Below are 23,951 nucleotides of genomic sequence, written 5' to 3' on the forward strand. Positions count from 1 at the left end.
ATGCAGAGGGGGCCAGGGCTGCGTACGCCGAGCTCCTTCCGGACCGCGTCCGGGTCCTTGGGGCGGACCACCCCGACACCCTCATGACCCGGGCGGATCTTGCCCTCTGGCGAGGGGAGGTAGGGGATGCAGAGGGGGCCAGGGCTGCGTACGCCGAGCTCCTCCGCGACCGCGTTCGGGTGCTCGGTGCGGACCACCCCGACACCCTCACCACTCGTCACAGCCTCGCCCACCGGCAGGGGGAGGCCGGGGACGCGGCAGGGGCAGCGGCCGCCTTCGCCGAGCTCCTGCCGGACCGCATCCGCATCCTGGGACCGGAGCATCCCGACACCCTGAACACCCGGGGCAACTTCGCCCGCTGGAGGGGGAAGGCGGGAGACGCCGAAGGCGCCAGGGCTGCCTACGCCGAACTTCTCCCCACCTACACACGGGTCCTTGGCCCCGACCACCCTCACATCCTCACCGCCAGGAACAATCTGGCCCACTGGCAGGGGGAGGCCGGGGACGTGGCAGGGGCAGCGGCCGCCTTCGCCGAGCTCCTTCCGGACCGCATCCGCGTCCTCGGGCCAGAGCATCCCGACACCCTGGTCACCCGATCGAACCTCGCCCATTGGCGAACCGCGGCTCGGCGGAGCCTGTGGTGGCGCCGCTGGTGGTAGCGAGTCGGCCGGCTCGGCCGGGTGGCTGGTAGCCGGGATGGTGGTGGTGGGCGAGGCCGGAGTCGAACCGGCACAGCGATGCGGGGGCTTTACAGGCCCTTGGGCTCTCCAGTGCCCAGCTCGCCCTTGGCGGAGGAAGTGGGGGTCGAACCCACACGGGTGCTCGCGCACCCCAACGGTTTTCAAGACCGAGGCCGGCGCCACCTGTCGGCTGGCTCCTCCGTGAACTCCCGTGCTCCGCACGGGTGCTGCGCTGCCGGACGAGGATTCGAACCTCGAACTTCCTGATTCAGAGTCAGGCGTGCTGCCAGTTGCACCATCCGGCACTGCGGGGCGGAAACGCGAAGGCCGCCCGGAAGGGGAATCCCCTCCCGGGCGGCCGGGGCGCGTGACGGCGCCGGTCTACCGCGTGGAGGGATACCCCTGGCTCTGCTGGGAGCCCGAAGAACGCTGATACGACTGGCTGTTGCTCATGACGTGCGCTCCTCTCCGTGGCGGTGCTGCCGGGCTGATGTGCCTACTCTGCGCCAGACCGGTCCTGCCTGGCAACCGCATTTACGCCTCAGCCGACCGATTCCGCCAACGTGCTTGGCAGCACTGCGGGTTCGAGCAGTGAAAGCCTCCGCTCCTGCGCGTCCAGTCCGACCCGGAGACCGACCGGCATCGGCAGGTTCGGGAAGGCGTGCCCGAAGTCGACGTTGCCCAGGGCCGGGATGTCACGGTCGCCGAGGACGTCGAGGACGAGCTCCGGGAGGGTGGGGGAGGCGCCAGGCTTTCGCGCAGCAGGCTGTTGAGCGCGGGGACGATCTCGGCCGGGGTGGCCACGCTCCACCAGTGACGGCGTCCGACCTCGAGGAGCGGAGCCCGACGCACTTGGAAGCCCATCCGCTCCAACATGCCCACCGCCTCCTGGACGTTGGGCTCGCAGGCGGCCGGCAACGGACCGGACAGCGCGGCGATGACCACGAGGTTTCCGGGCCCCAGTGCACGTGGGCGGAGCAGCTGAGACGGTGCGGCAACACTCACGGCGTCAGTCACGGCGTCAGTCATGGCGTCAGTTTTGCCGGTGCCGCCGACGGGGGTACCCGAGTTTCGTCCCATCGCGTCCGCCGCGCGCGTCAACCCTCCCGGCCCTGCCAGGTCGTCACACAGGCCTCGTTGCCCTCGACGTCGGCGAGGACCCAGAACGCCGGTGCGCGGACGACGGAGAGCAGCCGCCCGCCCGCCGCCAGCGCGGCCGCGATCCGGCGCGGTGCCTCGTCGTGCGGGACGCAGACGTCGAAGTGGATGCGGTTGCGTTCCGAGCGCACCTGGTCCATCTGCTGGAACCAGACCGCGGGCCCCTGCCCGACCGGGTCGACGAGGGGATCCTCCGGACCGTCGGCCCCCGCCTCGTCGGCGTAGCCCAACACCGCCTTCCAGAACGGGCGGACGGCCGCGATGTCGAGCGCGTCGATCGCGATCTCCAGGACCTGGACCGACCGCGGCGCCTCCGCACCGAGCTCGGGCTCCGTCCGCGACCCGGCCTCGCGCGCGAGGCCGGAGATCCGCCGCGCCAGCTCCACGTCGTGAGTGGTCACCGCCGCCCGGTCCAGCGACTGGAGGGTGAACACGACCCGCCCGGGCCTGAGATCGGCGCGCAGGTGCCGGTCGGCGTCGTCGCCGCAGACCGTCACCGCGTCCGCCGCGAGGCTGACCCCCTCGGCCAGCGACCCGACCGGCACCGAGGTCCGGATCGCACCCAACAGGAACCGCCACCCCAACTCGCCGACCGCGTCCGAGGCTTCCCGCCCGCTCAGTTTCCGCTCCATCGCGCCATCGTCGCACCACCGGCCGTCGGCGCGCAGGCAGGTCGGACAGGCAGGTCGGACAGGCAAGTCGGACAGGCAGGGCCATGCCGCCCGGTGGGTCATTGGGCACTGGCGGTGGGGCGGACGAGGATCTCGTTGACGTCGACGTGCGGGGGCTGGGAGACGGCGTAGGCGACGGCCCCCGCTACGGCGGCGGACGGGAGGGCCACGGCGCGGTAGGTCCGCATGGCTTCCCGGGCGTCCGGGTCGCCGATGCCGTCGGCGAGTTCGGACTCGGTGACGCCGGGGGAGACGACCGTGACCCGGACGTCCCCGGCGGACTCCTGCCGCAGGCCCTCGGAGATCGCGCGGACCGCGAACTTGGTGGCGCAGTACACGGCTGCGGTGGGGGAGACCTCGTGGGCGCCGACGGACGCGATGGTGACGAAGTGTCCGCTGCCCTGGGCCCGCATCACCGGCAGCGCGGCGGCGATCCCGGGCGACCGCCGGCCACCTGAGGCAAGCCCAGGGCCACCACCCCGACGACCCCCGCCTACGGGAACTCCTCGACGAACTCGCCGCGCACAGCGCCGACTTCACCCGGCTGTGGGACACCCACGCCGTGCGGGCCAAGACCCAGGACGCCAAGCACCTCCACCACCCGGACCTCGGCCCGCTGACCCTCACCTACCAGACCTTCGACGTCCGCGCCGCCCCAGGCCAGCAACTCGTCGTCTACCAAGCCGAACCCGACAGCCCCAGCGCCCACGCCCTCGCCCTCCTCGGCTCCCTCCACGCCGTCACCCCGTGACCACGGCGGCCGCCGCTGTGACGGACGACACGGTGTACCCCACGGTCGCCGTCCGTGAGGCCGGTGTGTGCCCCAACTGCCGCCTTGTTCCGTACACATGACGTTCCGGTCGGCAGAAGAGGGTGTAGGGGCGGCCCGGGCGAACGGCACGCCGTGCGGTCGGGGAGCCGGTACGTTGTGGCCGTGCGCAGACCGGTCGGCTTGGGGGAGCGGGCGGGCTGGGGCCTGCTCGGGGCTCTCGCGTGCCTGCTTCCGGCTGCCGCCGCGCACGCTGCCGCCGGGGGAGCGCTGCCCGGCCCGGGCGCGCTCGGGCTGCTGCTCGCGGCCCTCGCGGTGCCCGGCACCCTGCTCGCCGGCAGTCGGCTGCGCCACCGCTTCGAGGTGGCGGTCGCGGTCCTGGCGGTCCTTCAGCTGGGCCTGCACGAGAGCTTCCACCGCCTCGCCCCGATGCCGTCCGGCGGTGGCTCCGGCCATGACCTTGGAATGGCGGGCATGGCGGACATGGGAAGCATGGCCGGTATGGGTGGGATGCCTTCCGCCGACCACGGCATGAGCGGCATGGCCGGCATGGCCGGAGTCCACGGCATGCACGGCTCGATGGCCGCCTGGCACACCGTGGCCACCGTCACCAGCGCGGTCGCGCTGATCCACGGGAGCCGGCTGCTGCGCCGCTTGGCGGCGCTGCTGCCGCGGCCCCGACTCCCGTTCCTCGCGGCGCTGTTCGCCGCCCCCGCGCTTCCGGCCGCACCCCGGCCGGTGTTCCCCGAGCCGGTGCGTCCCGCGATCGGGGCGCTGCTCGCCCGTTCCCTCCCCCGTCGGGGGCCGCCGGTGGTGCGGGCCTGACGTCCTCGCGGGCGTCTGGCCCGGCCGCGCCTTCCGGGTGCGGCCCGTGCACCCCACAACCCGACGCCTGCCCCGCGCCCGCACGATCGGGCGCGCGACCCCAGGGGACGAACACCCATGTCTTCGACAACCGAAAACCGGCCGTCCGACGCCTCCGCCCCGGAGGCGGAGAGCGGCGTACCCGCGCGCTCCTGGCGCGAGGTCAGAACGCTGCTGGCCCGCCTGCACTTCTACGCGGGCATCCTGATCGCGCCGTTCCTGCTCGTCGCGGCCGTGACCGGCCTGCTCTACACCTTCACCCCTCAGCTGGACCGGCTGGTCTACGAGACCTGGCTGACGGTCGATCAGCCCGGCGACGCCGTGCGGCCGCTCGCCGAGCAGATAGCCGCCGCCCGCCGGGCGTACCCCGAGGGCGAGCTCGCCTCGGTGATCACTCCGGCGGGGCCGGAGGACACCACCCAGGTGGTCCTCTCCCTCCCCGAGCTCGGGGAGAAGCAGCTCACCGTCTACGTCGACCCGTACACCGCGCAGGTGAAGGGCGATCTGGTCACCTGGTTCGGGTCGACCCCGCTCAGCACCTGGCTGGACGACCTGCACCGCAACCTCCACCTCGGCGACCTCGGCCGCCTCTACTCGGAGACGGCCGCCACCTGGCTCTGGGTGGTCGTCCTCGGTGGCCTGGCGCTCTGGCTGGGCCGGGCCCGGGGGCAGCGCGCGGCGAGCGCGCGCGGCGTGCTGCTGCCGGAGCGCTCCGCGAAGGGCGTGCGCCGTACCCGCAGCCTGCACGCCGCGACCGGCGTCTGGCTGGCGCTCGGGCTGCTCTTCCTCTCCGCCACCGGTATGACCTGGTCGCAGTACGCGGGTGACCGCTTCGGACAGCTGCTGGACGCGGCCAAGGCCCGTACCCCCAAGCTGGACACCACCCTGCCCGGCGCCAAGGCACCTGCCACGGACGCCCCGGCCGGTGAGCACGCCGAGCACGGCGGGGCGGCGACGGCCCAGGCCGTGGCCGAGCCGGACCCGGCAGCCTTCGAGGCGGCCCTGATGGCGGCCCGGGCCGCCGGCCTCGGCGGCACCGTGACCGTGGCTCCGCCCGCGAAGCCGGGCAAGGCCTGGACGGTGGCGCAGGCCGACAACACCTGGCCGGTGCACTACGACCGGGTGGCGGTCGACGTCGCGGACGGCACTGGCACCGTCACCGCCGAGACCCGGTGGTCCGAGTACCCGGTGCTGTCCAAGCTCACCAAGCTCGGCGTCCAGGGCCACATGGGCCGGCTCTTCGGCCTGGCCAACCAGCTGGTGCTCGCCGCGCTGGCGATCGGACTGAGCGTCATCACCGTGCTCGGCTACCGGATGTGGTGGCAGCGCCGCCCCACTCGCGCCGACCGGACGGCCCGCTTCGGCAAGGCCCCCGCCCGCGGCGTCTGGCGGCGCCTGCCCGTCACCGCCCTGGTGCTCGGCATCCCGCTGACGGTAGCGCTGGGCTGGGCGCTGCCCGTCCTCGGCGTGACGCTGGCCGCCTTCGTCCTGGTCGACGTCCTCGCCGGTCTGGTGCGGCGCGGCCCGTCCGCGAGCTGATCACGACGGTGGGCCGGAGGGGGCAACTGCCGCCTCCGGCCCACCTGTTCGCCGGCCTACCGGCGACTCGCCCCCGACCGGGTCTCCGAGGTGAGCCAGGGGTGGTGGAGCAGGTGCCCGTCCCGTCGCCGGTCATCGCGAGCAGCCTCAGGTCGTGGAGTCGTCCTGCCCCGGGGCGAAGTGGACGGGGGCCTCGAAGTTGGCCCGGCGGGCCGCGCGGCGGAAGACCGTGAGGAGGGCCGGGCCGACCAGCAGCAGGCAGAGGCCGGTGGTGACGGCCCGTCCGGTGTCCCAGCCGAGTGAGGTGGTGAGGTCGAAGAGCAGGTAGCGGTGCCACTGCTCGGTGAAGGGCAGGCCGGGGAGGTAGGCGATCGAGCTGTTCGGGTCGAGGCTGAACGGCCAGAAGGAGAGGTTGAGCAGGAAGCCGAACAGGTAGCCGGAGAAGGCTCCGTAGCCGGCGAGCATCAGTGCCTCGGCCTTGCCGCGCAGCGGCGGGAGCAGCCCGGCGATCAGGCCGACGAAGGCGCAGCCGAACATCTGGTACGGCATCCAGGGGCCGACGCCGCCGGTGAGCAGGGCGGAGGCGAAGAGCGAGGTGCAGCCGAGCACGAAGCCGAATCCGGCACCGAAGACCCGGCCGGCCAGCACCAGGATGAAGAACACCGTCTCGACCCCGGCGGTTCCGGCGCCCAGCGGGCGCAGGCCCGCGTTGACGGCCGACAGCACGCCGAGCATGGCGAGCGCCTTGGCGTCGATGCCCCCGGCGGAGATCTCGGCGATCACCACGGAGAGGACCAGGGCGAGCAGGACGCCGAAGATGAGCGGCGGCGCGTACGAGGCGCCGAACCTGCCAGGGGCCACCACGAAGGGCCAGAGGAAGGCGACCAGGCCGATGAAGGCGGCGAGGGCGACCATGATCCGGGCCCGGCCCGGGATGCGGACGGCGGCGGGCAGGGCACTCATCGGCCGGCCTCCGCCGCGGTGAGGGCCCCGGCCACCTGAGCGGTGGTCAGGTAGGGCAGCGGGGCGAGGATCTTGGCGGTCTGCGGGGCGAAGGTGGGGGAGGCGACGATCACTTCGGCGGTCGGTCCGTCCGCGACCACCTCACCCTCGGCCATCACCACCACGCGGTCGGCGGCGCCCGCGACGAACTCGACGTCGTGGGTGCACACCACGACCGCTCGTCCCTCCTCGGCGAGTCGGTCGACGACGGCGGCCAGCTCGGTCTTGGCCCGGTAGTCCAGGCCGCGGGTGGGCTCGTCCAGCAGGACCACCGGCGGGGCGGTGGCCAGCTGGATCGCCAGCACGAGCGAGAGCTTCTGCCCCTCGGAGAGGTCGCGGGGGTGGCTGCCGTCCTCGATCCCCGGGGCCAGCCGGTCGAGGATCTGCCGGGCGGTCGCTCCCGGGAGGGCGGATGCCGCGTCGCGGTCGGCCTGCGCCAACTCCTCGGCCACGGTCTCCAGGTAGAGCAGGTCGGTCGGCGTCTGCGGGACCAGGCCGACCAGGCGGCGGGCCACGGCGGCGGAGACCTTCTTCGGATCGGCCGGGTCCTGCCGGGCGCGGGTCACTCGTACGGTCCCGCCCTGGCGCGGGCCGGAGCCCTGGAGGGCCCAGAGCAGGGAGGACTTGCCGGAGCCGTTACGGCCCATCAGCGCCGTCACCTCACCGGCGCGCAGCTCCAGCGAGACCTCGCGGACGGCGACCGTCCGGCCGTGCTTGACCACGACCCGCTGGGCCGTCAGCAACGGCGCTCCGTCGGCCGGTCGGGAGCGGGCGGGCGGGACGGGGCGGTCGGCGAGGCGCTCGCGCAGCGGGGCGGCGGCCCGGCGGGCGTCGCGGATGGAGAGCGGCAGCGGCCGCCAGCCGGCCAGCCGGCCGAGCTCGACCACCGGCGGGGCGATCGCGGTGTCGGCGAAGACCTCGGCCGGGGCTCCGTCCCGGAGGGCGCCGTCGCCGGGCAGGTACAGCACCCGGTCCGCGTACTGCACGACGCGCTCCAGCCGGTGCTCGGCGAGCAGGACCGTGACGCCCAGGTCGTGCACCAGCCGGGTGACCGCGGCCAGCACCTCCTCGGCGGCGGTCGGGTCCAGCGCGGAGGTCGGTTCGTCCAGGACGAGGATCCGGGGGTGGGCGGTGAGCACCGAGCCGATGGCGACCCGCTGTTGCTGGCCGCCGGAGAGCTCGTGCAGGCCGCGGTGGCGCAGGTCGGCCAGCCCCAGCAGGTCGAGGGTCTCCTCCACTCGCTTCCGCATGACCGCCGGTTCGATGGCCAGCTGCTCCATCGCGTAGGCGAGTTCCTCCTCGACCGTGTCGGTGACGAATCCGGCCAGCGGGTCCTGTCCCACCACGCCCACCACGTCGGCCAGTTCGCGCGGGGGGTGGTGGGCGGTGTCCCGCCCGTCCACGGTGACCCGGCCGCTCAGGGTGCCGCCGGTGAAGTGCGGCACCAGCCCGTTCACCGCGCCGAGCAGGGTGGACTTGCCGCTGCCGGTGCGGCCCACCACCAGGCAGAGCTCGCCCTCCGGGACGGTGAGGTCGACCCCGTGCAGGACGGGGTGTTCGGCGCCGTCGTAGCGGACGCCGACCTGGTCGAAGCGGATCACTGGGTTACCTCGGTGGGCTTTCGGGTCGTACCGGCCGGGAGTCGTTCGGCGGTCACCGGCGGGCGGCCCGGCGGTGGCGCGATGACGCCGGCCAGACCGGCCAGGAGCAGGGCGACGACCGGCAGGGCCGGAAGGGTTGGCCAACTCAGCGGGTAGAGCGAGGGGTTGAGGTCGGCCGGGTCGTAGCCGACGGAGAGGCAGAGCAGGACGGCGGCCGTCACCCCGCAGCCGGCGACCCACCACTCGGCGGCCCGCCACGGATCGGGCCGGTAGCTGGTGCGGCGGACCCGGCGGCCGCCGAGGGCCAGGCCGCCCACGCAGAGCGCCGAGCCCACGGCCAGCGCGGGCAGGCCGAGCAGGGCGGGGGCGGTGCCGTCGAGCAGTCCGTACATCCCGGCGCACAGGCCGCACATGCCGAGGAGCAGCAGCGCGCCGGTGGTCCGGCGGGAGGCCCGGGTGGCGGTGCCGGACCGGCCGTAGCCCCGGGAGTCCATCGCGGCGGCCAGGAGCAGCGAGCGCTCGAGGGCGTCCTCCAGCACCGGGACGGCGATGCTGCGCAGGGCGCGCAGGCCCTTGCTCCGCCCGGCCCTCAACCGCCGTGCCCGGAGCACCCGTTGGACGCTCTGCACCAGTTGGGGCGCGACGCTGAGCGAGACGGTGACGGCCACGCCGAGTTCGTACAGCGCGCCCGGCAGCACGCGCAGGGCGCGCTTGGGGTTGGCCAGGGTGTTGGCGGCGCCGATGCAGCAGAGCAGACAGGCCAGCCGCAGGCCGTCGGTGGCGGCCGAGAGGGTGGCCTCCAGGGAGACCGGGCCGCCGATCTGGATACCCGCGTACCAGGCGGGGGTGGGGATGTGCGGGAGCGAGAACAGCAGGTGGTCGCGCGGGGTGATGCCGGTGGCGAAGACGCAGCGGAAGACCACCCGGATGGCCACCACGGTCAGGGCCAGCCAGAGGTAGTACGTGAAGCCACGGGCCCAGGGCGCGTCCGTGCGGCGCTGGGTGACCACGAAGCCGAGCACGGCGAGCACCAGGGAGAGCAGCAGCGGATTGGTGGTGCGGCTGGCGGCGGTGCCGAGGGCGAGTGCCCAGATCCACCAGGCCACGGGGTGCAGGTCGCGCGGGACCCGCCCCGTGGACCGGGTGGAGTCCTGGTCGTGCTCGGTGAGTCGTGCCACCCGGATCACTCGGCCCGTCGCTGCCGGCGGCGGTGCAGCGCGGCGACCGTGGTGGCGACGCCGAGGGCGATCACCAGGGCGACCCCGGTGACCACCGGGGCGATCGAGCCCGCCTCGTGCGGGGCGTCGGCGACCGGGGCGGCATCGACCGGCGTCAGGCCGGTGGCGGAGGCCGATGACGACGCGGTCGGCGTCGGCGTCGGCGAGGGCGAGTCGGAGGGGCTGGGCGAGGGGGAGGCACCGGAGGTCGGCGAGGCACCCTCCTGGGGCGTCGGGTCCGCGGTGCCCGGAGTGGTCTGCGGGCTGCCCGGTTGCGGGGTGGCGGGGGTGGTGGCCTTGCCGCCGGTGGTTCCGCCGGTGGTCCTGGCCCCGCTCGTGCCGCCGGTTCCGCCCGAGGTTCCGTTCGAAGTTCCGCCGCCCGAAACGCCGTTGGTGCTTCCGCCGGATCCGCCGGTCGTGGTGCCGCCACCGGCCGGGGGCGTGGGTGTGGGCGTGGGGGCGGGGCTCTGAGCGCCCCCGGGAGAGGTGTTGTGGGCGCGGAGGCTGTCCGGGGACATCGCGGGCCGGCCTTCGGTGCCCTCGATGTTGGTGGCGCCGAAGATCCACAGGTCGACGCTGCCGGGCAGCGGCCTGTAGCTCATCGCGCCCAACTGACTGTAGGACCAGGAGTTCTGGCCGGGGTCGGCGTGCCAGTACGACCAGTACGCGGTGGCCGGCGGGGTCTTGACGCACTTGTCCTGCGCGGGCGTCGGGTACTGCGTGCCGCCCTGGTGGCCGCTGTAGCCGATCCGGCAGATGAAGGCCGGCCCGTCGTGGCCGGTGCCGGTGGTCTTCCAGCCGCCCTGGTTCAGCAGGGTGTAGCCGGTGGTGGGGGTGGTGCCGCAGGAACGCAGCAGCGGGCCGCCCCAGTGGCCGAAGTCGACCGCGAGCACCACGCCGGAGGTGGTGGTGCACCGGTCGATCGGCAGCGGGTCGGCGGCCGCCGGGGCCACGCCCGCGCCGAGCCCGCCGAGGGCCATCGCGAGCGTGACCCCGGCGGCGGCCAACAGCCTTGCCAGGCGGGGGAGTCGGGCGCTACGGCGGCTCACAGGTGCCGTCCCGGGGCCGAGGCCTTGCGGCGGTGCAGGGCGACCAGTACGGAGGCGCCGCCGACCGTCAGCAGCACGCCGGGCGCGACCAGGCCGAGGACCTCGGTACCGGTCCAGGCGAGGCTGGAGTCCTGCGGGCCGCTCTGGCCGCCGGCACCGGCCGGTGCCGGGGTGGCGGAGGACGGCGCGGGCGGTGACGGAGGGAGCGAGCCGGAGCCCGGCTCCGAGACGGACGGGGAGGGCGAGTTGGAGGCTTCCGGTGACGGCGAGGCCGAGGGTGAAGGAGAGGGTGAGGGTGACGGTGAAGGAGACGGCGAGGTGGAGTCGGACGGGGAGGGGCTCGGGCTCGGGGTGGTGGTGCCGAGGTCGCGCTTCAGGGTGCCGAAGGAGATGCCGGTGACCCCGCCGAGGGCCTGGGTGGAGGCGCGGAGGTCCGAACCCTTCTGCCCGGCTGAGGCGACGTCGAAGCCGCCGTCGGCGTTCTGGCGGTCGGCCAGGAACTCGATGGCCTTGGCGATCCGGTCCGCGTAGGTGTTCTGACGGAGCGTCATGCCCTGGACGGCCAGGGCGGCGGAGTTGGTGGAGTTGCCCGCCGCACCGGGGAAGCCGCCGTCGGCGGCCTGGGTGGTGGCGAGCCAGGCGAGGCCCTGGTCGACGGCCTCGGCGGCTTCCTCGCCGGGGATCAGGGAGAGTGCCATCACGGCCATCGCGGTGCTGTCCACGTCGGAGTCGTCGGTGCTCGGGATCAGGCTCGGCCAGGCGCCGTCGGGCTTCTGCAGGCTGCGCAGGTAGGCGATCGGGGCGGCCGCGTTCGCGGTGTCGCCCGCCCGCAGCTGGGCCGTCACGCCCAGGGACTGGGAGAAGACGGAGGTGGCCCAGGTGTAGTTGCCCGCCGCCTCGCAGCCGAGGTCCGCGTCGGCCTTGGCGCAGATCGCGGCGTCCAGCGCGGCGATCAGGTCGTGGCCGCCGAAGTCGCGCGGGTCGCGGCCGACGATCTCGGCGAGCAGGGCCTCCTTGCCGATCGCGCCGCCGGAGGGGTAGTCGGAGCCGATGCCGGTCCACTCGTCGATGAGCCGCCCGTTGCCGTCCTTGCCCTGCTGGTCGAGGAAGTCCACGATCCGGCGCAGCGCGGCGTCGTCGGTGCCGGTGGCGGCCAGCGCGTAGGCGCCGTCGACGGTGAGCCCGAAGTCGGCGAACTTCTGGCCGGGAAGGGCGTCGTAGTAGTGGCCGTCGACCAGGTTGGCCGGGTCGGTGAGGAAGCGGCTGCCCTTGGCCAGGTCCGGCGTGCGGGCGGGCTTCGGGGTGGTGGTGGGGCCGAGGTCCCGGCTGACGGTGGCGTAGTCGTTGCCGGTCAGCGCGAGCAGGGCCTGCTCGGTGGAGGGGACGTCGGAGTCCGGGTTCCCCGCGTCGGGGGCGAAGCCGCCGTCCTTGTTCTGACGGGTGTTCAGCCAGCTCTTCGCGGCGGCCTGCCTGTCGCCGAGGCCGGAGGACTTGAGCGCCTGGGCGGCCGCCGCGGTGCCGGCGGTCTCGCCGCTCGCGCCGGCGTAGGGGACGTAGGAGCCGTCGGCCTGCTGGCTCGCGCCCAGTTGCTCGGCGGCCCGTGTGACGAACGCCTCGTGGCCGCCGGCCGCGCGCAGCGCGATGACGGCGAGTGAGGTGCTGGAAGGGTCCGACTCGCAGTGGCCGCCGGCCACGATCATCGAGCCGGCGATCCCGCCGTCGGCGCACTGGAGGCCCTGGAAGCGGTCGAGGACGGCGGCGGGCGGGGTGATACCGCCGCGCACCAGGGCGATCACGCCGTAGGCCTGCACCCAGGGTGAGGCGGCGCCGTGGAAGTCGCCCGCCGCGGTGCACTTGCCGTTCTCGCCCTGGCCGGTGCAGACGTGGTCGGTCAGTTCGGCGAGCAGGTCCCGGCCGCCGAAGGCACGTGGGTTGCCGCCGGTGCTCTCGGCGACCAGGGCGAGCAGGGAGGCGGCGCCGGAGTCCGGCGTGGAGCCCGGGCCGTCGGGGAGGACGAACTGCTCGGTGTGTGCCCGGAGGAAGGCCACCACCCTGCGCAGTGCCGGATCCTGGGTGCGCGAGGCGGCGAGGGCGAGGGCGGTGAACGAGGTGCGGGGGAGGTCGGGGCCCTCGAAGGCCCGGCTTTCCATGTGGTCGCCGTCGGCCAGTTGGCCGGCCAGCCAGGCGGCGGCCGCGGCGGGGTCGGCGGGGGCCGGAGGCGCGGTCGGGCTCGGACTCGGACTCGGGCTCGGGCTCGGCGAGGCGGAGTCGGAGGCGGACGGGCTCGTGGTGTTCTTGGACCGGACCGAGTCGGGGGTGAACGACGGCCCGCCGGTGCTGCCGTCCAGGGAGGTGGCGCCGTACACCCAGGCCTCGACCTCACCCGGTTTGGGCTGCTGGCCCGCGGCGCCGAACTGGCTGTAGGACCAGGTCTGTTGACCGGGCAGGGCGATCCAGTAGGACCAGTACGCCTCGGCCTGCGGGGTGGAGGTGCAGGGCTCCTCGGCCGGGGTCGGGTACTGGACACCGCTGCCGAAGGTGGAGCTGCCGATCCGGCAGACGAAGCCGGGGCCGTCGTGCTGGGTGCCGGCCGTGGTGAACCCGGCCTTGAGCAGCAGGTTCAGGCCGGTGGTCGGGTGGGCGTCGCAGCCGCGTACCGTGCCGCCGCCCCAGTGGCCGAAGTCGACCGCGACGATCGCGCCGGTGGTGGCGGTGCAGTCCTCGAGCGGATCGGCCACGGCGTTGCCGGGGCGGCCGAACAGCACGGTACCGGTGGCGGCGACCGCGATCGCCGAGGTGAGCAGGGCAGAGGCGAGGCTCCGGCCCCTGTGCGCGCGGGTGGTACGGCTGCTGCTGACCCTCACCGGATACGTCTCCCTGGTCGGTCGACGCGGGATCCGACGGCGCAGCCGCCAGGCCCGGGTGGGGGCCTGGCCCGACCGCGTCGTAGTCCGCGACGACGCACGTGATGCTGACGAGCTGTCCGAGGCGGGCATTCCGGCTCACCCGCCGGGTCGGCGGGTCCACGGTTGCGGGTCAGCGCCGGAGTCGGACCGGCTTCCCCCACCATCGACAATCTGAAAAAGGCGGTTCATCAGACCACGGGGCCGACCCGAGGGTCAACGCTGTGTCATATCGCCTTCGCCACACCGTCATCAGCCGCACCTGCGGTGGCGTCCGCGGTCGCCGAGGGGGGAACCCGGTGCGAATCCAGGGCTGACGCGCGGCGGTGCGGGGCGAGTTGACGTCCCGGGCCGGCCGCCGGCGGGCCCGTCGTGGCGCTCCGCCGGTGACCGGGTCGGCTCAGCCGGCCAGCTCCGCCCGGACCGTCCGGGCGGCCTCGACGAGGTTCTCCAGCGAGGCCCGGGTCTCGGGCCAGGCGCGGGTCTTCAGGCCGCAGTCGGGGTTGACCCAGAGCCGCTCGGCCGGGATCGCGGCGAGGCCGGCGCGGAGCAGGGCGGCGGCCTCCTCGGCGGAGGGCACCCGGGGGGAGTGGATGTCGTAGACGCCCGGCCCGACCTCGCGCGGGTACCCGGCGCCGGACAGCTCGTGGGCCACCTCCATGTGCGAGCGGGCCGCCTCCAGCGAGATCACGTCGGCGTCCAAGTCCTCGATGGCACTGAGGACTTCGCCGAACTCGGCGTAGCACATGTGGGTGTGCACCTGGGTGTCGGCCCGGACCCCGGAGGTGGTGAGGCGGAACGCCTCGGTGGCCCACTCCAGGTAGGCGGCGCGGTCGGCCGCGCGCAGCGGCAGGGTCTCGCGCAGCGCGGGCTCGTCCACCTGGATCACCGCCGCCCCGGCGGCCTCCAGGTCGGTGACCTCGTCGCGCAGGGCCAGGGCGACCTGCCGGGCGGTGTCGGCGAGCGGCTGGTCGTCCCGGACGAAGGACCAGGCGAGCATGGTGACCGGGCCGGTGAGCATGCCCTTGACCGGACGGTCCGTCAGGGATTGGGCGTAGCGCTGCCAGTCGACGGTCATCGGGCCGGGCCGGGCGACGTCCCCGGCCAGCACCGGCGGCCGGACGTAGCGGGTGCCGTAGGACTGCACCCAGCCGTGCCGGGTTGCCAGGTAGCCGGTGAGCTGCTCGGCGAAGTACTGCACCATGTCGTTGCGTTCGGGCTCGCCGTGCACCAGGACGTCCAGGCCGGCCTTCTCCTGGTAGGCGATCACCTCCCGGACCTCGGCCTCCATCCGTTCCTGGTAGGCCGCCGCGTCGATCCGGCCTGCTCGCAGGGCGGCTCGGGCGACGCGGAGCTCGGCGGTCTGCGGGAACGAGCCGATGGTGGTGGTCGGGAGCAACGGCAGGGCCAGCCGGGCCCGTTGGGCCGCCGCACGCTCGGGGTAGGCCTGGGTGCGGTGGGCGTCGGCGTCGGTGGTGGCGGCGGCCCGGGCGCGGACCGCCGGGTCGTGGGTGATCGGGGAGAGGGAACGGGAGGTCAGGTCGGCGCAGTTGGCGGCGAGTTGGGGGGCGATGGTGTCGGCGCCCTCGCGCAGGCCGCGGGCGAGCAGGGACACCTCCGCGCTCTTCTGCCGGGCGAAGGCCAGCCAGCGCGCGATCTGCGGGTCCAACTCCCGTTCGGCGGTGGCGTCGAGGGGCACGTGCAGCAGTGAGCAGGACGGTGCGACGTCGACCCGCCCGGCCAGGCCGAGCAGGGTGGCCAGGGTGGCGAGGGACTTCCCCAGGTCGTTGATCCAGACGTTGCGCCCGTCCACCACCCCGGCCACCAGGCGCTTGCCGGGCAGGCCGCCGACGGCGGCCAGGTCGTCCAGGTTGGCGGCGGCCGGGCCGGTGAAGTCCAGGCCGACGCCTTCGACCGGGGCCTTGGCGAGCACCTTGAGGGCTTCGCCGGCCCGGTCGAAGTAGGTGGCGACGAGCAGCTTCGGGCGGTCCGTCAGCGCACCGAGGTGGCGGAACGCCCGGGTGGCGGCGTTGAGTTCGGCCGGGGTGCGGTCCTGCACCAGCGCGGGCTCGTCCAGCTGCACCCACGCGGCGCCGGCCTCCCGGAGGGCCGCCAGCAGCTCGGCGTAGACCGGCAGCAGCCGGTCCAGCAGGGTGATGGGCTGGAAGTCGGCGGCGACGCCCGGGGCGGGCTTGGCGAGCAGCAGGTAGGTCAGTGGGCCGAGCAGCACGGGGCGGGCGCGGTGGCCGAGGACGATCGCCTCGCGGAGTTCGGCGACCTGCTTGGACGGGTCGGCAGTGAAGACCGTGTCAGGTCCCAACTCCGGCACGAGGTAGTGGTAGTTGGTGTCGAACCACTTGGTCATCTCCAGCGGAGCGGCCTCCTGGGTGCCCCGGGCCATGGCGAAGTAGCCGTCCAGTGGATCGGCCGCGACGGTGGCCCGGTGCCGGGCCGGGATCGCGCCGACGGCCACCGTGGTGTCCAGCACGTGGTCGTAGAACGAGAAGTCCCCGGTGGGGACTTCGGTGATGCCGGCCCCGGCGAGGCGGCGCCAGTTGGCGCACCGCAGTTCGGCCCCGGTGGAGTGGAGGGCGGCGGCGGTGACGGTGCCCGCCCAGTAGCCCTCGATCGCCCTCTTCAGCTCCCGGTCCGGCCCCTGCCTGGGGTAGCCGTACACGGTGGCCTGCGAGGCGGTGGTGCTCGTGGTCACGGAACTCTCCTTCGCGAGTCGCGCTGCGATCCCGGGAGAGCACGGGGCGAGGAGGTGTGACAGTGCGGACGCGGCACCAGGATGTGCCCGCCCGTTCCGCCGACCCGCCCACGAGGTCACCGAGATCACCGCGTGCGGGGTGCACACGGGCAGTGGCAGGTCTTCGGACTCGCGGGCCCGTCCGTCCTGGAGCGTTCCAAGAACCGGACACCTACTGGCCGTCGCTTCCCGGGCCCGTCACGGGCCCAGTGCATGTGACGGCGGTCGTTCCCACTCACCGCTGCGGGGCAGTCCCGGATTCCCACCGGGTTCCCTCTTGCGACGCACCTGACCGGCTGTCAGGGCGAACCGACTGCGGTCCCCAGCCTAGGTCCTGGGCGGGCCGGTGTCGCCAACCGTCCGGATGCTGAATGCCGACGTGAGACATGAGACGTGGGACGGCCCGCCGACCCGCCGGTCCCACCCGCCGTCCGGCCCCGGGAGCACGGTCCCCTGCCCGGGCCCTCCCCGGAGCACGTTCCCGGGTGCGGTCTCGTCCGCTGCGCGGACGGATTGACGGTCCGTCGGATGATCCTCTTGGAGGGCGCCGAGAAGAGCTCCGGCGCCCTACCCGGAGGGGCTTTCCCATGAACGAGCACGCACCGCAGAACCACCTCCCGAACCGCCCCCGAAGCGGCCGGCGCGGGCTGGCGGCGGCCGTCACCGTCGTGGCCGCGGCCGCTGTGGTGGCCGGTACCCTGGCCCCGTCCGCGGCCTCCGCCGGCCCACGGCCCGACGCCGTGCAGCAGCGACTGGACGCCCTGGTCAAGGCCGACGGCGTGCCCGCGGCCCTCGCTTCCGTCAAGGGCCGCGACGGCCGCACCCGCACCTACACGGCCGGCGTCGGCGACGCGGCCACCAAGGCCAAGGTGCCGATGGACGGACAGGTGCGGATCGGCAGCAACACCAAGGCCTTCACCGCCGTGGTCGTCCTCCAGCTGGTCGCCGAGGGCAAGGTCGGCCTGGACACCGCCGTGGACGCGTACCTGCCCGGCCTGGTGCGGGGCGAGGGCATCGACGGCCGGAACATCACGGTCCGTCAGCTGCTCCAGCACACCAGCGGCCTGCCCGAGTACGTGGACCGCGAGGCCGTGCTGACCAGCCCCAAGCGCTACTACGAGCCGCGCGAACTCCTGGACGCCGCACTGGCCCAGAAGGCCCACTTCGCGCCCGGCACCCGGTGGGAGTACAACAACACCAACTTCCTGCTGGCGGGCCTGATCATCCAGAAGGTCACCGGCCGCCCGCTCGGCGAGGAGATCACCCGGCGTATCGTCGACCGGATCGGCCTGCGCCACACCTCCTTCCCCACCCCGGGGGACATGACGATCCGCGAGGCCCACCCCAAGGGCTACCAGCGCGCCGCCGACGGCTCGCTGCGCGACTACACCGAGCTGGACCCGTCCTGGGGCTGGGCGGCCGGCGCGGCCGTCTCGACCAACAGCGACGTCAACCGGTTCTACGGCGCGCTGCTCGGCGGCCGGTTGCTCCCCGCGGCCCAGCTCGCCCAGATGCGCACCACCGTCCCCGCCGAGGAGATCGGCCCAGGGGCCCGCTACGGCCTCGGTCTGATCAGCCGCCCGCTCTCCTGCGGCGGCCTGGCCTGGGGCCACGGCGGGACCATCCCGGGGTACGAGACCGCCGGCGGCGCCACCGAGGACGGACGCGCCGTCAACTTCGCGGTGACCACCATCCCGTCCGCCGACGGCGCGAAGCACGTGGAGCAGGCGGTGGACGCGGCGCTCTGCCGCTGAGCCCCGAGCACCGCCACTCGTACGCCCCCTTCACCTCCCAGCAGTGGAGTCCCGATGAACGCACACGCCCCGCAGCGCAGGGCGCACCACCTCCGCACGGCGCGGTACGCCATGACGGCCACGGCCGCCGTCACCATCGCGCTGAGCGCCTTCGCCCCGTTCCCGCCCCCGGCTTCCGCCGCACCGCGCCCGGACGTCGTGCAGCAGCGCCTCGACGCGCTGGTGAAGGACGACGGGATACCCGCCGCCCTCGCCACCGTCAAGGGCCGCGACGGCCGCAGCCGCACGTACACCGCCGGAGTCGGTGACCTGGCCACCGGGGCCAGGGTGCCCGTCGACGGGCAGATCAGGGCCGGCAGCAACACCAAGGCCTTCACCGCCGTCGTCGTCCTCCAGCTGGTCGCCGAGGGCAAGGTCGGTCTCGACACGGCCGTCGACGTCTACCTGCCGGGCCTGCTGCGCGGCGACGGCTTCGACGGCCGCACCATCACAGTCCGTCAGCTGCTCCAGCACACCAGCGGCCTGCCCGACTACATGGACGCGCCCGCGCTGGCCGACTTCACCACCATCCAGTACCGCTGGTTCGAGCCGCGCGAACTGCTCGACGGGGCACTGGCCCAGAAGGCGCGGTTCGCGCCCGGCACGCGGTGGGAGTACAGCAACACCAACTACCTGGTGGCCGGCCTCCTGATCCAGAAGGTCACCGGCCGCCCCTACGGCGAGGAGGCCACCAAGCGCGTCGTCGACCGGATCGGCCTGCGCCACACCTACGTCCCGGCGGCCGGGGAGACCGCCGTCCGCGAGGCCCACCCGCACGGCTACCTGCGTACCGCCCCCGGTGTGCCGATGGTCGACTACACGGCCATGGACTCCTCGATGGCCTGGGCGGCGGGAGCGGTGGTCTCCACCAACACCGACCTCAACACCTTCTACGGCGCGCTCCTGACGGGCCGTCTGCTGCCCGCCGCCCAGCTCGCCGAGATGCGCACCACCGTCCCGGCCGAGCTCCTCGGCCCCGGGGTCCGCTACGGCCTCGGCATCCAGAGCCGTCCGCTGACCTGCGGCGGTCTGGTCTGGGGCCACGGCGGCACCTCACCCGGTTACCGCACCCGCGGCGGCGCCACCGAGGACGGCCGCGCCGCCACCATCACCCTCACCACCGTCCCCGACGCTCCCGCAGGCACCCGCCTGACCGACGCGGTCGACGCGGCCCTCTGCCGCTGACCCCGTCGGCCGGGCTCCGGGGCACGGCGACCCACCGCCGCCCCGGCCCTTCCCCTCGGAGGGCCGGGGCAGCGGTGGGTGACGGTGCGTCAGGGAGCGGTGATGCCGGGCTGGGTGCCGGCGCCGAAGGACCAGCCCTCGACGTCGCCGGGGGCCGGGTTGTAGGAGGCGCCGCCGAGGTTGCTGTAGACCCAGGGGGTGCCGTGCTGGGCGTGCCAGTAGGACCAGTAGGCGGAGCCGGTCGGGTTGGTGCAGACGGCGGGCAGGCTGTTGATCTTGCACACGAAGCCCGGGAAGCGCGGGTGGAAGGAGTAGGAGAAGCCCGCCCCGGTGAGGGCCGCCAGGCCGCTGGCCGGGTCGCCCGGGGCGCAGCCGGTCTGGATGCCGCCGCCGACGGCGGTGAAGTCGACCACGACGGTGACGCCGGAGGTGCCGGTGCAGGCGGCGGCCTGGGCCGGGGTGGCGGTCACGGCGGAGGCGGCCAGCAGGCCGGCGGCCAGGGCGGTGGCGCCGAACGTTCTTCTGGTGAGCACGAGTTCGGGTCTCCTTCGGGTCAGTGGCAGGCGAGGGTGGGGGCGTCGGGGCGGGCGCCGTTCGCGGAGACGGTGGCCAGTGAGGTGCCGGCCAGGCCGAGCACGGCCTGGGCGGTGGCCCGGTTGGCGGTGGCGGCGTTGAAGCCGGAGGCGTCGTAGGCCACCGCGCCCTGGTCCACCGGGGTGGTGGAGCAGCGCTGCTGGAGCTTGACCAGGCTGCTCCAGCCCTTGAGGCCGGAGGAGTAGCGGCCGCCGGAGAGCAGGGCGGCGGTGGCCAGGCCGGTGCTGTTGGCGTTGGAGGCGGCCGCCCCGGCGGCGGCGAAGCCGCCGTCGGCGTTCTGGTGGGAGGTCAGCCAGGCGAGGCCCGCGTTCGCCTTCGCGGTGCGGCCGGTGGCGGCCAGCGCCTGGACGGCGAATGCAGTGGCGTCCGGGTCGCTGGTGCAGCTGGGCTGGGCCAGGGCGACGGGGTAGCCGCCGTCGGCGCACTGGGTGCCCGCCAGGAAGTCCACGGCGGCGGCCGGGGCGCCGCCCGGGGTGCGCTTGAGGGCGATGACGGCCAGGGACTGGCCGAAGTTGTTGCTGTAGTCGCCCCACTGGGAGCGGTCGGAGAACCGGCCGGAGGGGGTCTGGAGGCCGCGGAGGCGGGCGGGCAGGTCGACCCCGCCGAAGGCGGCCGGGTCGGCGCCCCGGACCTCGGCGGCCAGCAGCAGCTTGGCGGTGGCGCCGGCGTAGGCCTCGGTGGTGCCGTCGCCGACGTAGCCGGTGGTGTTGGCGGGCTGGGCGAGCCAGGCGGTGGCGCGGGCGGAGGCCTGGTCGGAGCTGCGGGCGGCGGCGAAGGCCAGCACGGCGTCGATGGTCAGGCCCTGGTCGGGGTAGGCGACGCCGTCGAAGACCGACTCGAAGTGGTCCCCGTTCACCAGCTGGCGGGCCAGCCAGCCGGCGGCGGCGGCGTCGGGCCGGACGGTGGAGCCGGTGGTGGCCTGGGCGGCGGTGACGGTCGGCACAGTGGCGGCGAGGGTGAGCGCGGATATCGCGAGCAGACCCAGGGAGCGGCGGAGCGCGGGCATGAACTGCCTTTCCGGGCCTGGACGCAGGCGCCCGGAGGGCGCCGGACGAGAATCCGGGCAGCCCACGGGGCTCCGGCCCGCAGACCACGACGGGAGGAGTGGGACGTACACCTCCGCCGCCGGGCATCCGGGCTCGCCGCCGGCCTGGGCCGGCTGCCTACCGTTGCGGGTCAGCGCCGGATTCTGACCGGCTTCCCCCAACGGCGGAGTCACGATGTGACGGCTCATCATCTCGGCGCCCGAAAGCCAGGGTCAAGGGCGAGTTCGTCACAGCAGATCGGCCCCGGTCGGTCGCCCGCGACCGACCGACGGGGCCCGGTGCGGGAGAATCGCGCCATGCGACACATCCTGATCATCGGCATCGGCGCGGGCGACCCCGACCACCTCACCCTCCAGGCCGCCAAGGCGATCGCGCGCACCGACGTCTTCTTCCTCCTCGACAAGCCCGAGGAGCGACAGGACATGATCGAGCTGCGGCGGCGGATCCTGGCCGAGCACGCCCGGCCGCGCCACCGGGTGGTGGCGGTGCCGGACGCGGAGCGGGACCGGAGCACGCCCGCCTACCGGGAGGCGGTGGACGACTGGCGGCTGCGGCGCGGCGACCTGGTGGAGGCGCTGCTGGCCCAGGAGTTGACGGACGGTCAGACCGGAGCGTTCCTGGTCTGGGGCGATCCGAGCCTGTACGACAGCGTGATCGCGGTGGTGGCCGAGGTGCTGGACCGCAGCGCCGGTGCCGGCTTCGAGTACCAGGTGATCCCCGGCATCAGCAGCGTCTCGGCGCTGGCGGCCCGCCACCGCACCACCCTGACCCGGGTCGGCCGCCCGCTCCAGATCACCACCGGGCGCCGGCTGGCCGCCGGGATGCCGGACGGGGTGGACGACGTCGTGGTGATGCTGGACGGCCGGGCCGCCTTCACCGAGATCGACCCCGCCGGCCTGGAGATCCACTACGGCGCCTACCTCGGCACCCCGGACGAGATCCTGGTGGCCGGTCCGCTGGCCGAACAGGCGGCGCGGATCCGGGAGTTGCGCGAGGAGGCCCGCACGCGCAAGGGCTGGATCATGGACACCTACCTGCTCCGGCGCGAAGCGGACTGAGCGCGCCGCAGACCGAGACGCGCTGCGGGCGGTGGCACGCTCAGGACGGGCGACGGAGGCGGGCGTTCCGGCTGGCCAGCCAGCTCGCCTACCTCGAACACGAACCGCTGCTACCGGAGTTGGCGGCCGAGGACAGCTCCGCCGGGTCCATCCATCGTCTGGTCGCTCACCCCGATCGGCCTGGGGTGCGAGCTCTGCGACCGCCCGGCCTGCCCGCAGCGGGCCGCGCCGCCGCTCGGGCGCCCGCTGCTGGTGGACGAGCGCACCAGCACCTTCGCCCCGTACCCGGCGGCTGCCGAGCAACGGGGCGAGGGAGTGGTCCTGACGGCCGGTCAGCCGCAGCCGGTCGGCCGCGGTCGGCCGGTCAGCCGGTCAGCCGCGGAAGTTCGCCGTGCGGTCCGGGGAGGCCTCGGCGAGCGCCTTGGTGACGGCCTCGACGCCGGCGCGGAGGCCGTAGACGGGGGTGTCGGGCTGCTGGCGCCAGGAGTCGTCGATGGTGCCGGAGTCGACGCTGTCGAAGCCGAGGGCGTCGATGAGCTCGCGGACCAGCTGCTTGGCGGCCGGGTCGTCGCCGGCCACCGGGAGGGCGAGCCGGGCCGGGTCGCCGGCCGGGAGGGGGCGGTCGAGGATGTCCTGGGCGTAGGTGCCGTTGAAGGCCTTGACCACCGGGTGGCCGAGCTGGCGCTCCACCCAGCGGCTCTCGGTCACGCCCTCGTCCTCGATGCCCCCGATCCGGCCGTCGCGGTTGCGCGGGTAGTAGTTGTTGGTGTCGATGACCACGAAGCCCTCGGCCGCGCCGGCGAACAGGTCGTCCGGCAGGTCGGGGATGTTCTTCAGCGGGATGGTCACCACGACCAGTTCCGCGCCGGCCGCCGCCTCGGCGGCCGCCACGGGGGTGGCGCCGGTCTCGGCCGCCAGGTCCGAAAGGGTCTCCGGGCCACGGGAGTTGGCCACCGAAACCTCGTGGCCGAGGGCGCTGAGGCGGCGGGTCAGGTTGCCGCCGATGTGCCCAGCGCCGATGATGCCGATCTTCATGGGGTGCGTCCGTTCTCGTAGGTAGGGGAGGAAGGTCAGGCGAGGGCGCTGAGCTCGGCGAAGTCCGCGTCGTCCAGGGTGACCAGGGCGCCGCCGAGGTTCTCCTCCAGGTGGGCCACCCGGGAGGTGCCGGGGATCGGCAGCACGACGGGCGAGCGGCGCAGCAGCCAGGCCAGCGCGAGCTGGGCGGGCGTGGCGTCGAGGCGGGCCGCGATGGAGTCCAACTTGCTTCCCGGGCGGGCGAGTTCACCGGTGGCGATCGGGAACCACGGGATGAAGGCGATGCCCTCCGCCGTGACGTGGTCGAGCACCTGCTCGGAGCTGCGGTCGACCAGGTTGTAGCGGTTCTGGACGGAGACGATGGTGGCGTGCTTGCGGGCCTCCTCCAGCTCCTCCACGGTGACCTCGGACAGACCCAGGTGGCGGATCTTGCCCTCCTGCTGGAGCTGCGCCAGCTCACCGAGCTGGTCGGCGAGCGGCACCTGCGGGTCGATCCGGTGCAGCTGGTACAGGTCGATCCGCTCCAGGCCGAGGTGGCGCAGGCTCAGCTCGACCTGCTGGCGCAGGTACTCCGGCCGCCCGACCGGGTGCCACCCGTTCGGGCCGGTCCGGGTCAGCCCGCCCTTGGTGGCGATCACCAGGTCGTCGGCGTACGGGCGCAGAGCCTGCCGGATCAGGTTCTCGCTGATGAACGGCCCGTAGGAGTCGGCGGTGTCGATGAAGGTCACGCCCAGCTCCACCGCGCGGCGCAGCACCCGCACCGCCTCCGCCGGGTCCTCCGGGTCACCCCAGACGCCGGGCCCGGTCAGGCGCATCGCGCCGAAGCCGAGCCGGTTGACGGGAAGGTCGCCACCGAGGGCGAAGGCGCCGGAGGCGTCGGCGGGGCGGGAGGTGGACTGGGTGCTCATGGAGCACTCCTCTCGGTCGGTCTCACGGTGCTTCAGCGGTCCGACGGGCACTGTGCTGCCCGTCACGTGGATGCCGAACCGAGACCTTCCAGGGAATGTTCCCGTGTTGCCGCAGCATTGCGGCGCTCCG

At 74.1% G+C, this 23,951-nt stretch carries 19 protein-coding genes, 3 tRNA genes, 3 pseudogenes and 3 riboswitches; of the genes and pseudogenes, 9 read left to right on the forward strand and 16 right to left on the reverse strand.

Features of this window, described 5'->3' with window-relative positions; translation table 11 throughout:
• The coding region (locus tag ACZ6ZR_RS05305) for a tetratricopeptide repeat protein (RefSeq protein WP_465639552.1) at window positions 1–659 on the forward strand (659 nt) is incomplete at its 5' end.
• A gap of 44 nt (window positions 660–703) precedes the next feature.
• On the opposite strand, the gene ACZ6ZR_RS05310 is transcribed toward ACZ6ZR_RS05305, so the two are convergent.
• The 4 genes from ACZ6ZR_RS05310 to ACZ6ZR_RS05325 all read right to left on the reverse strand — a co-directional run bounded on the left by ACZ6ZR_RS05310 (window position 704) and on the right by ACZ6ZR_RS05325 (window position 1,374).
• A tRNA-Tyr gene (locus ACZ6ZR_RS05310) sits at window positions 704–785 on the reverse strand.
• A 1-nt stretch (window position 786) separates the two neighbouring features.
• Window positions 787–881, reverse strand: a tRNA-Ser gene (locus ACZ6ZR_RS05315).
• A gap of 31 nt (window positions 882–912) precedes the next feature.
• Window positions 913–985 (reverse strand) — tRNA-Gln (locus ACZ6ZR_RS05320).
• Window positions 986–1,221: 236 nt separating this feature from the next.
• Window positions 1,222–1,374, reverse strand: a complete 153-nt coding sequence (locus ACZ6ZR_RS05325; protein ID WP_465639645.1) for a hypothetical protein — start codon at window positions 1,372–1,374, stop codon at window positions 1,222–1,224.
• Here ACZ6ZR_RS05325 and ACZ6ZR_RS05330 point away from each other — a divergent pair.
• Entirely contained in the window at window positions 1,342–1,497 is a 156-nt protein-coding gene (locus tag ACZ6ZR_RS05330; protein ID WP_465639650.1) for a hypothetical protein, read from the forward strand. The genes ACZ6ZR_RS05325 and ACZ6ZR_RS05330 overlap by 33 nt on opposite strands.
• Before the next feature lie 280 nt (window positions 1,498–1,777).
• On the opposite strand, the gene ACZ6ZR_RS05335 is transcribed toward ACZ6ZR_RS05330, so the two are convergent.
• Together ACZ6ZR_RS05335 and ACZ6ZR_RS05340 are read right to left on the reverse strand one after the other, a co-directional pair.
• Window positions 1,778–2,470 (reverse strand): VOC family protein, encoded by a 693-nt coding sequence (locus tag ACZ6ZR_RS05335; RefSeq protein WP_465639553.1) that lies wholly within the window; start codon window positions 2,468–2,470, stop codon window positions 1,778–1,780.
• Between the two features lie 98 nt (window positions 2,471–2,568).
• Window positions 2,569–2,946: pseudogene (locus tag ACZ6ZR_RS05340) on the reverse strand (SDR family oxidoreductase); the annotation flags it as partial.
• Window positions 2,947–2,954: 8 nt separating this feature from the next.
• Here ACZ6ZR_RS05340 and ACZ6ZR_RS05345 point away from each other — a divergent pair.
• The 3 genes and pseudogenes from ACZ6ZR_RS05345 to ACZ6ZR_RS05355 all read left to right on the forward strand — a co-directional run.
• Window positions 2,955–3,260: pseudogene (locus ACZ6ZR_RS05345) on the forward strand (MmyB family transcriptional regulator); the annotation flags it as partial.
• A gap of 183 nt (window positions 3,261–3,443) precedes the next feature.
• A complete protein-coding gene (locus tag ACZ6ZR_RS05350) occupies window positions 3,444–4,103 on the forward strand; it encodes a hypothetical protein (RefSeq protein WP_465639555.1) in 660 nt (219 codons plus the stop codon).
• A 117-nt stretch (window positions 4,104–4,220) separates the two neighbouring features.
• Window positions 4,221–5,681, forward strand: a complete 1,461-nt coding sequence (locus ACZ6ZR_RS05355; RefSeq protein ID WP_465639557.1) for a PepSY-associated TM helix domain-containing protein — start codon at window positions 4,221–4,223, stop codon at window positions 5,679–5,681.
• Between the two features lie 147 nt (window positions 5,682–5,828).
• On the opposite strand, the gene ACZ6ZR_RS05360 is transcribed toward ACZ6ZR_RS05355, so the two are convergent.
• From ACZ6ZR_RS05360 to metE, 6 genes are all read right to left on the reverse strand, one after another.
• Window positions 5,829–6,644 (reverse strand): ECF transporter S component, encoded by an 816-nt coding sequence (locus ACZ6ZR_RS05360; protein WP_465639558.1) that lies wholly within the window; start codon window positions 6,642–6,644, stop codon window positions 5,829–5,831.
• Window positions 6,641–8,284 (reverse strand): ABC transporter ATP-binding protein, encoded by a 1,644-nt coding sequence (locus ACZ6ZR_RS05365; protein ID WP_465639559.1) that lies wholly within the window; start codon window positions 8,282–8,284, stop codon window positions 6,641–6,643. Before ACZ6ZR_RS05365 ends, ACZ6ZR_RS05360 begins: the two co-directional genes overlap by 4 nt.
• On the reverse strand, window positions 8,281–9,468 hold the full coding sequence (locus tag ACZ6ZR_RS05370; RefSeq protein ID WP_465639647.1) for a CbiQ family ECF transporter T component: 1,188 nt from the start codon (window positions 9,466–9,468) through the stop codon (window positions 8,281–8,283). Before ACZ6ZR_RS05370 ends, ACZ6ZR_RS05365 begins: the two co-directional genes overlap by 4 nt.
• Window positions 9,468–10,550 carry a hypothetical protein gene (locus tag ACZ6ZR_RS05375; protein ID WP_465639561.1) on the reverse strand — a complete coding sequence of 361 codons (1,083 nt, stop codon included), beginning with the start codon at window positions 10,548–10,550 and terminating at the stop codon, window positions 9,468–9,470. The genes ACZ6ZR_RS05370 and ACZ6ZR_RS05375 overlap by 1 nt, the downstream gene beginning before the upstream one ends.
• Window positions 10,547–13,414, reverse strand: a complete 2,868-nt coding sequence (locus ACZ6ZR_RS05380; protein ID WP_465639562.1) for a prenyltransferase/squalene oxidase repeat-containing protein — start codon at window positions 13,412–13,414, stop codon at window positions 10,547–10,549. The genes ACZ6ZR_RS05375 and ACZ6ZR_RS05380 overlap by 4 nt, the downstream gene beginning before the upstream one ends.
• Window positions 13,415–13,549: 135 nt before the next feature.
• Window positions 13,550–13,677: riboswitch (cobalamin riboswitch) on the reverse strand.
• 176 nt (window positions 13,678–13,853) lie between these two features.
• Window positions 13,854–16,163, reverse strand: a complete 2,310-nt coding sequence (gene metE, locus ACZ6ZR_RS05385) for a 5-methyltetrahydropteroyltriglutamate--homocysteine S-methyltransferase (RefSeq protein ID WP_465639563.1) — start codon at window positions 16,161–16,163, stop codon at window positions 13,854–13,856.
• A 137-nt stretch (window positions 16,164–16,300) separates the two neighbouring features.
• Window positions 16,301–16,532: riboswitch (cobalamin riboswitch) on the reverse strand.
• Between the two features lie 257 nt (window positions 16,533–16,789).
• Between metE and ACZ6ZR_RS05390 the strand changes: the two genes are divergently transcribed.
• Window positions 16,790–17,956, forward strand: coding sequence for a serine hydrolase domain-containing protein (locus tag ACZ6ZR_RS05390; RefSeq protein ID WP_465639565.1), 1,167 nt, complete (start codon window positions 16,790–16,792; stop codon window positions 17,954–17,956).
• A gap of 54 nt (window positions 17,957–18,010) precedes the next feature.
• Complete coding sequence (locus ACZ6ZR_RS05395) at window positions 18,011–19,180, forward strand: serine hydrolase domain-containing protein (protein WP_465639567.1); 1,170 nt, start codon at window positions 18,011–18,013, stop codon at window positions 19,178–19,180.
• An 89-nt stretch (window positions 19,181–19,269) separates the two neighbouring features.
• Here the strand turns inward: ACZ6ZR_RS05395 and ACZ6ZR_RS05400 are convergent, their stop codons facing one another.
• Both ACZ6ZR_RS05400 and ACZ6ZR_RS05405 read right to left on the reverse strand, forming a co-directional pair.
• Complete coding sequence (locus tag ACZ6ZR_RS05400; protein ID WP_465639569.1) at window positions 19,270–19,713, reverse strand: flagellar hook-length control protein FliK; 444 nt, start codon at window positions 19,711–19,713, stop codon at window positions 19,270–19,272.
• A gap of 20 nt (window positions 19,714–19,733) precedes the next feature.
• The gene (locus ACZ6ZR_RS05405; protein WP_465639570.1) at window positions 19,734–20,780 is read right to left on the reverse strand and encodes a peptidase; all 1,047 of its coding nucleotides are present in this window, start codon (window positions 20,778–20,780) and stop codon (window positions 19,734–19,736) included.
• Window positions 20,781–20,881: 101 nt separating this feature from the next.
• Window positions 20,882–21,000, reverse strand: a riboswitch (cobalamin riboswitch).
• A 116-nt stretch (window positions 21,001–21,116) separates the two neighbouring features.
• On the opposite strand from ACZ6ZR_RS05405, the gene cobF reads away from it, so the two are divergent.
• Together cobF and ACZ6ZR_RS05415 are read left to right on the forward strand one after the other, a co-directional pair.
• Window positions 21,117–21,878 (forward strand): precorrin-6A synthase (deacetylating), encoded by a 762-nt coding sequence (gene cobF / locus ACZ6ZR_RS05410; RefSeq protein WP_465639572.1) that lies wholly within the window; start codon window positions 21,117–21,119, stop codon window positions 21,876–21,878.
• 168 nt (window positions 21,879–22,046) lie between these two features.
• Window positions 22,047–22,178 (forward strand): annotated as a pseudogene (locus tag ACZ6ZR_RS05415) (short-chain fatty acyl-CoA regulator family protein); the annotation flags it as partial.
• A 72-nt stretch (window positions 22,179–22,250) separates the two neighbouring features.
• On the opposite strand, the gene ACZ6ZR_RS05420 reads toward ACZ6ZR_RS05415, so the two are convergent.
• Window positions 22,251–22,952: an NADPH-dependent F420 reductase gene (locus ACZ6ZR_RS05420; protein WP_465639649.1), complete on the reverse strand. Its 702-nt coding sequence runs from the start codon at window positions 22,950–22,952 to the stop codon at window positions 22,251–22,253.
• On the reverse strand, window positions 22,949–23,821 hold the full coding sequence (locus ACZ6ZR_RS05425; RefSeq protein WP_465639574.1) for an aldo/keto reductase: 873 nt from the start codon (window positions 23,819–23,821) through the stop codon (window positions 22,949–22,951). Before ACZ6ZR_RS05425 ends, ACZ6ZR_RS05420 begins: the two co-directional genes overlap by 4 nt.
• Window positions 23,822–23,951: the final 130 nt, after the last annotated feature.

Source organism: Kitasatospora sp. NPDC088742 (assembly GCF_055584905.1).

Coding starts and splice junctions, on each gene's coding strand:
- ACZ6ZR_RS05335 (WP_465639553.1), bottom strand. CDS start 2,470: ATGGAGCGGAAACTGAGCGGGCGGGAAGCCTCGGACGCGGTCGGCGAG.
- ACZ6ZR_RS05355 (WP_465639557.1), top strand. CDS start 4,221: ATGTCTTCGACAACCGAAAACCGGCCGTCCGACGCCTCCGCCCCGGAG.
- ACZ6ZR_RS05360 (WP_465639558.1), bottom strand. CDS start 6,644: ATGAGTGCCCTGCCCGCCGCCGTCCGCATCCCGGGCCGGGCCCGGATC.
- ACZ6ZR_RS05390 (WP_465639565.1), top strand. CDS start 16,790: ATGAACGAGCACGCACCGCAGAACCACCTCCCGAACCGCCCCCGAAGC.
- ACZ6ZR_RS05395 (WP_465639567.1), top strand. CDS start 18,011: ATGAACGCACACGCCCCGCAGCGCAGGGCGCACCACCTCCGCACGGCG.
- ACZ6ZR_RS05405 (WP_465639570.1), bottom strand. CDS start 20,780: ATGCCCGCGCTCCGCCGCTCCCTGGGTCTGCTCGCGATATCCGCGCTC.
- cobF (WP_465639572.1), top strand. CDS start 21,117: ATGCGACACATCCTGATCATCGGCATCGGCGCGGGCGACCCCGACCAC.
- ACZ6ZR_RS05425 (WP_465639574.1), bottom strand. CDS start 23,821: ATGAGCACCCAGTCCACCTCCCGCCCCGCCGACGCCTCCGGCGCCTTC.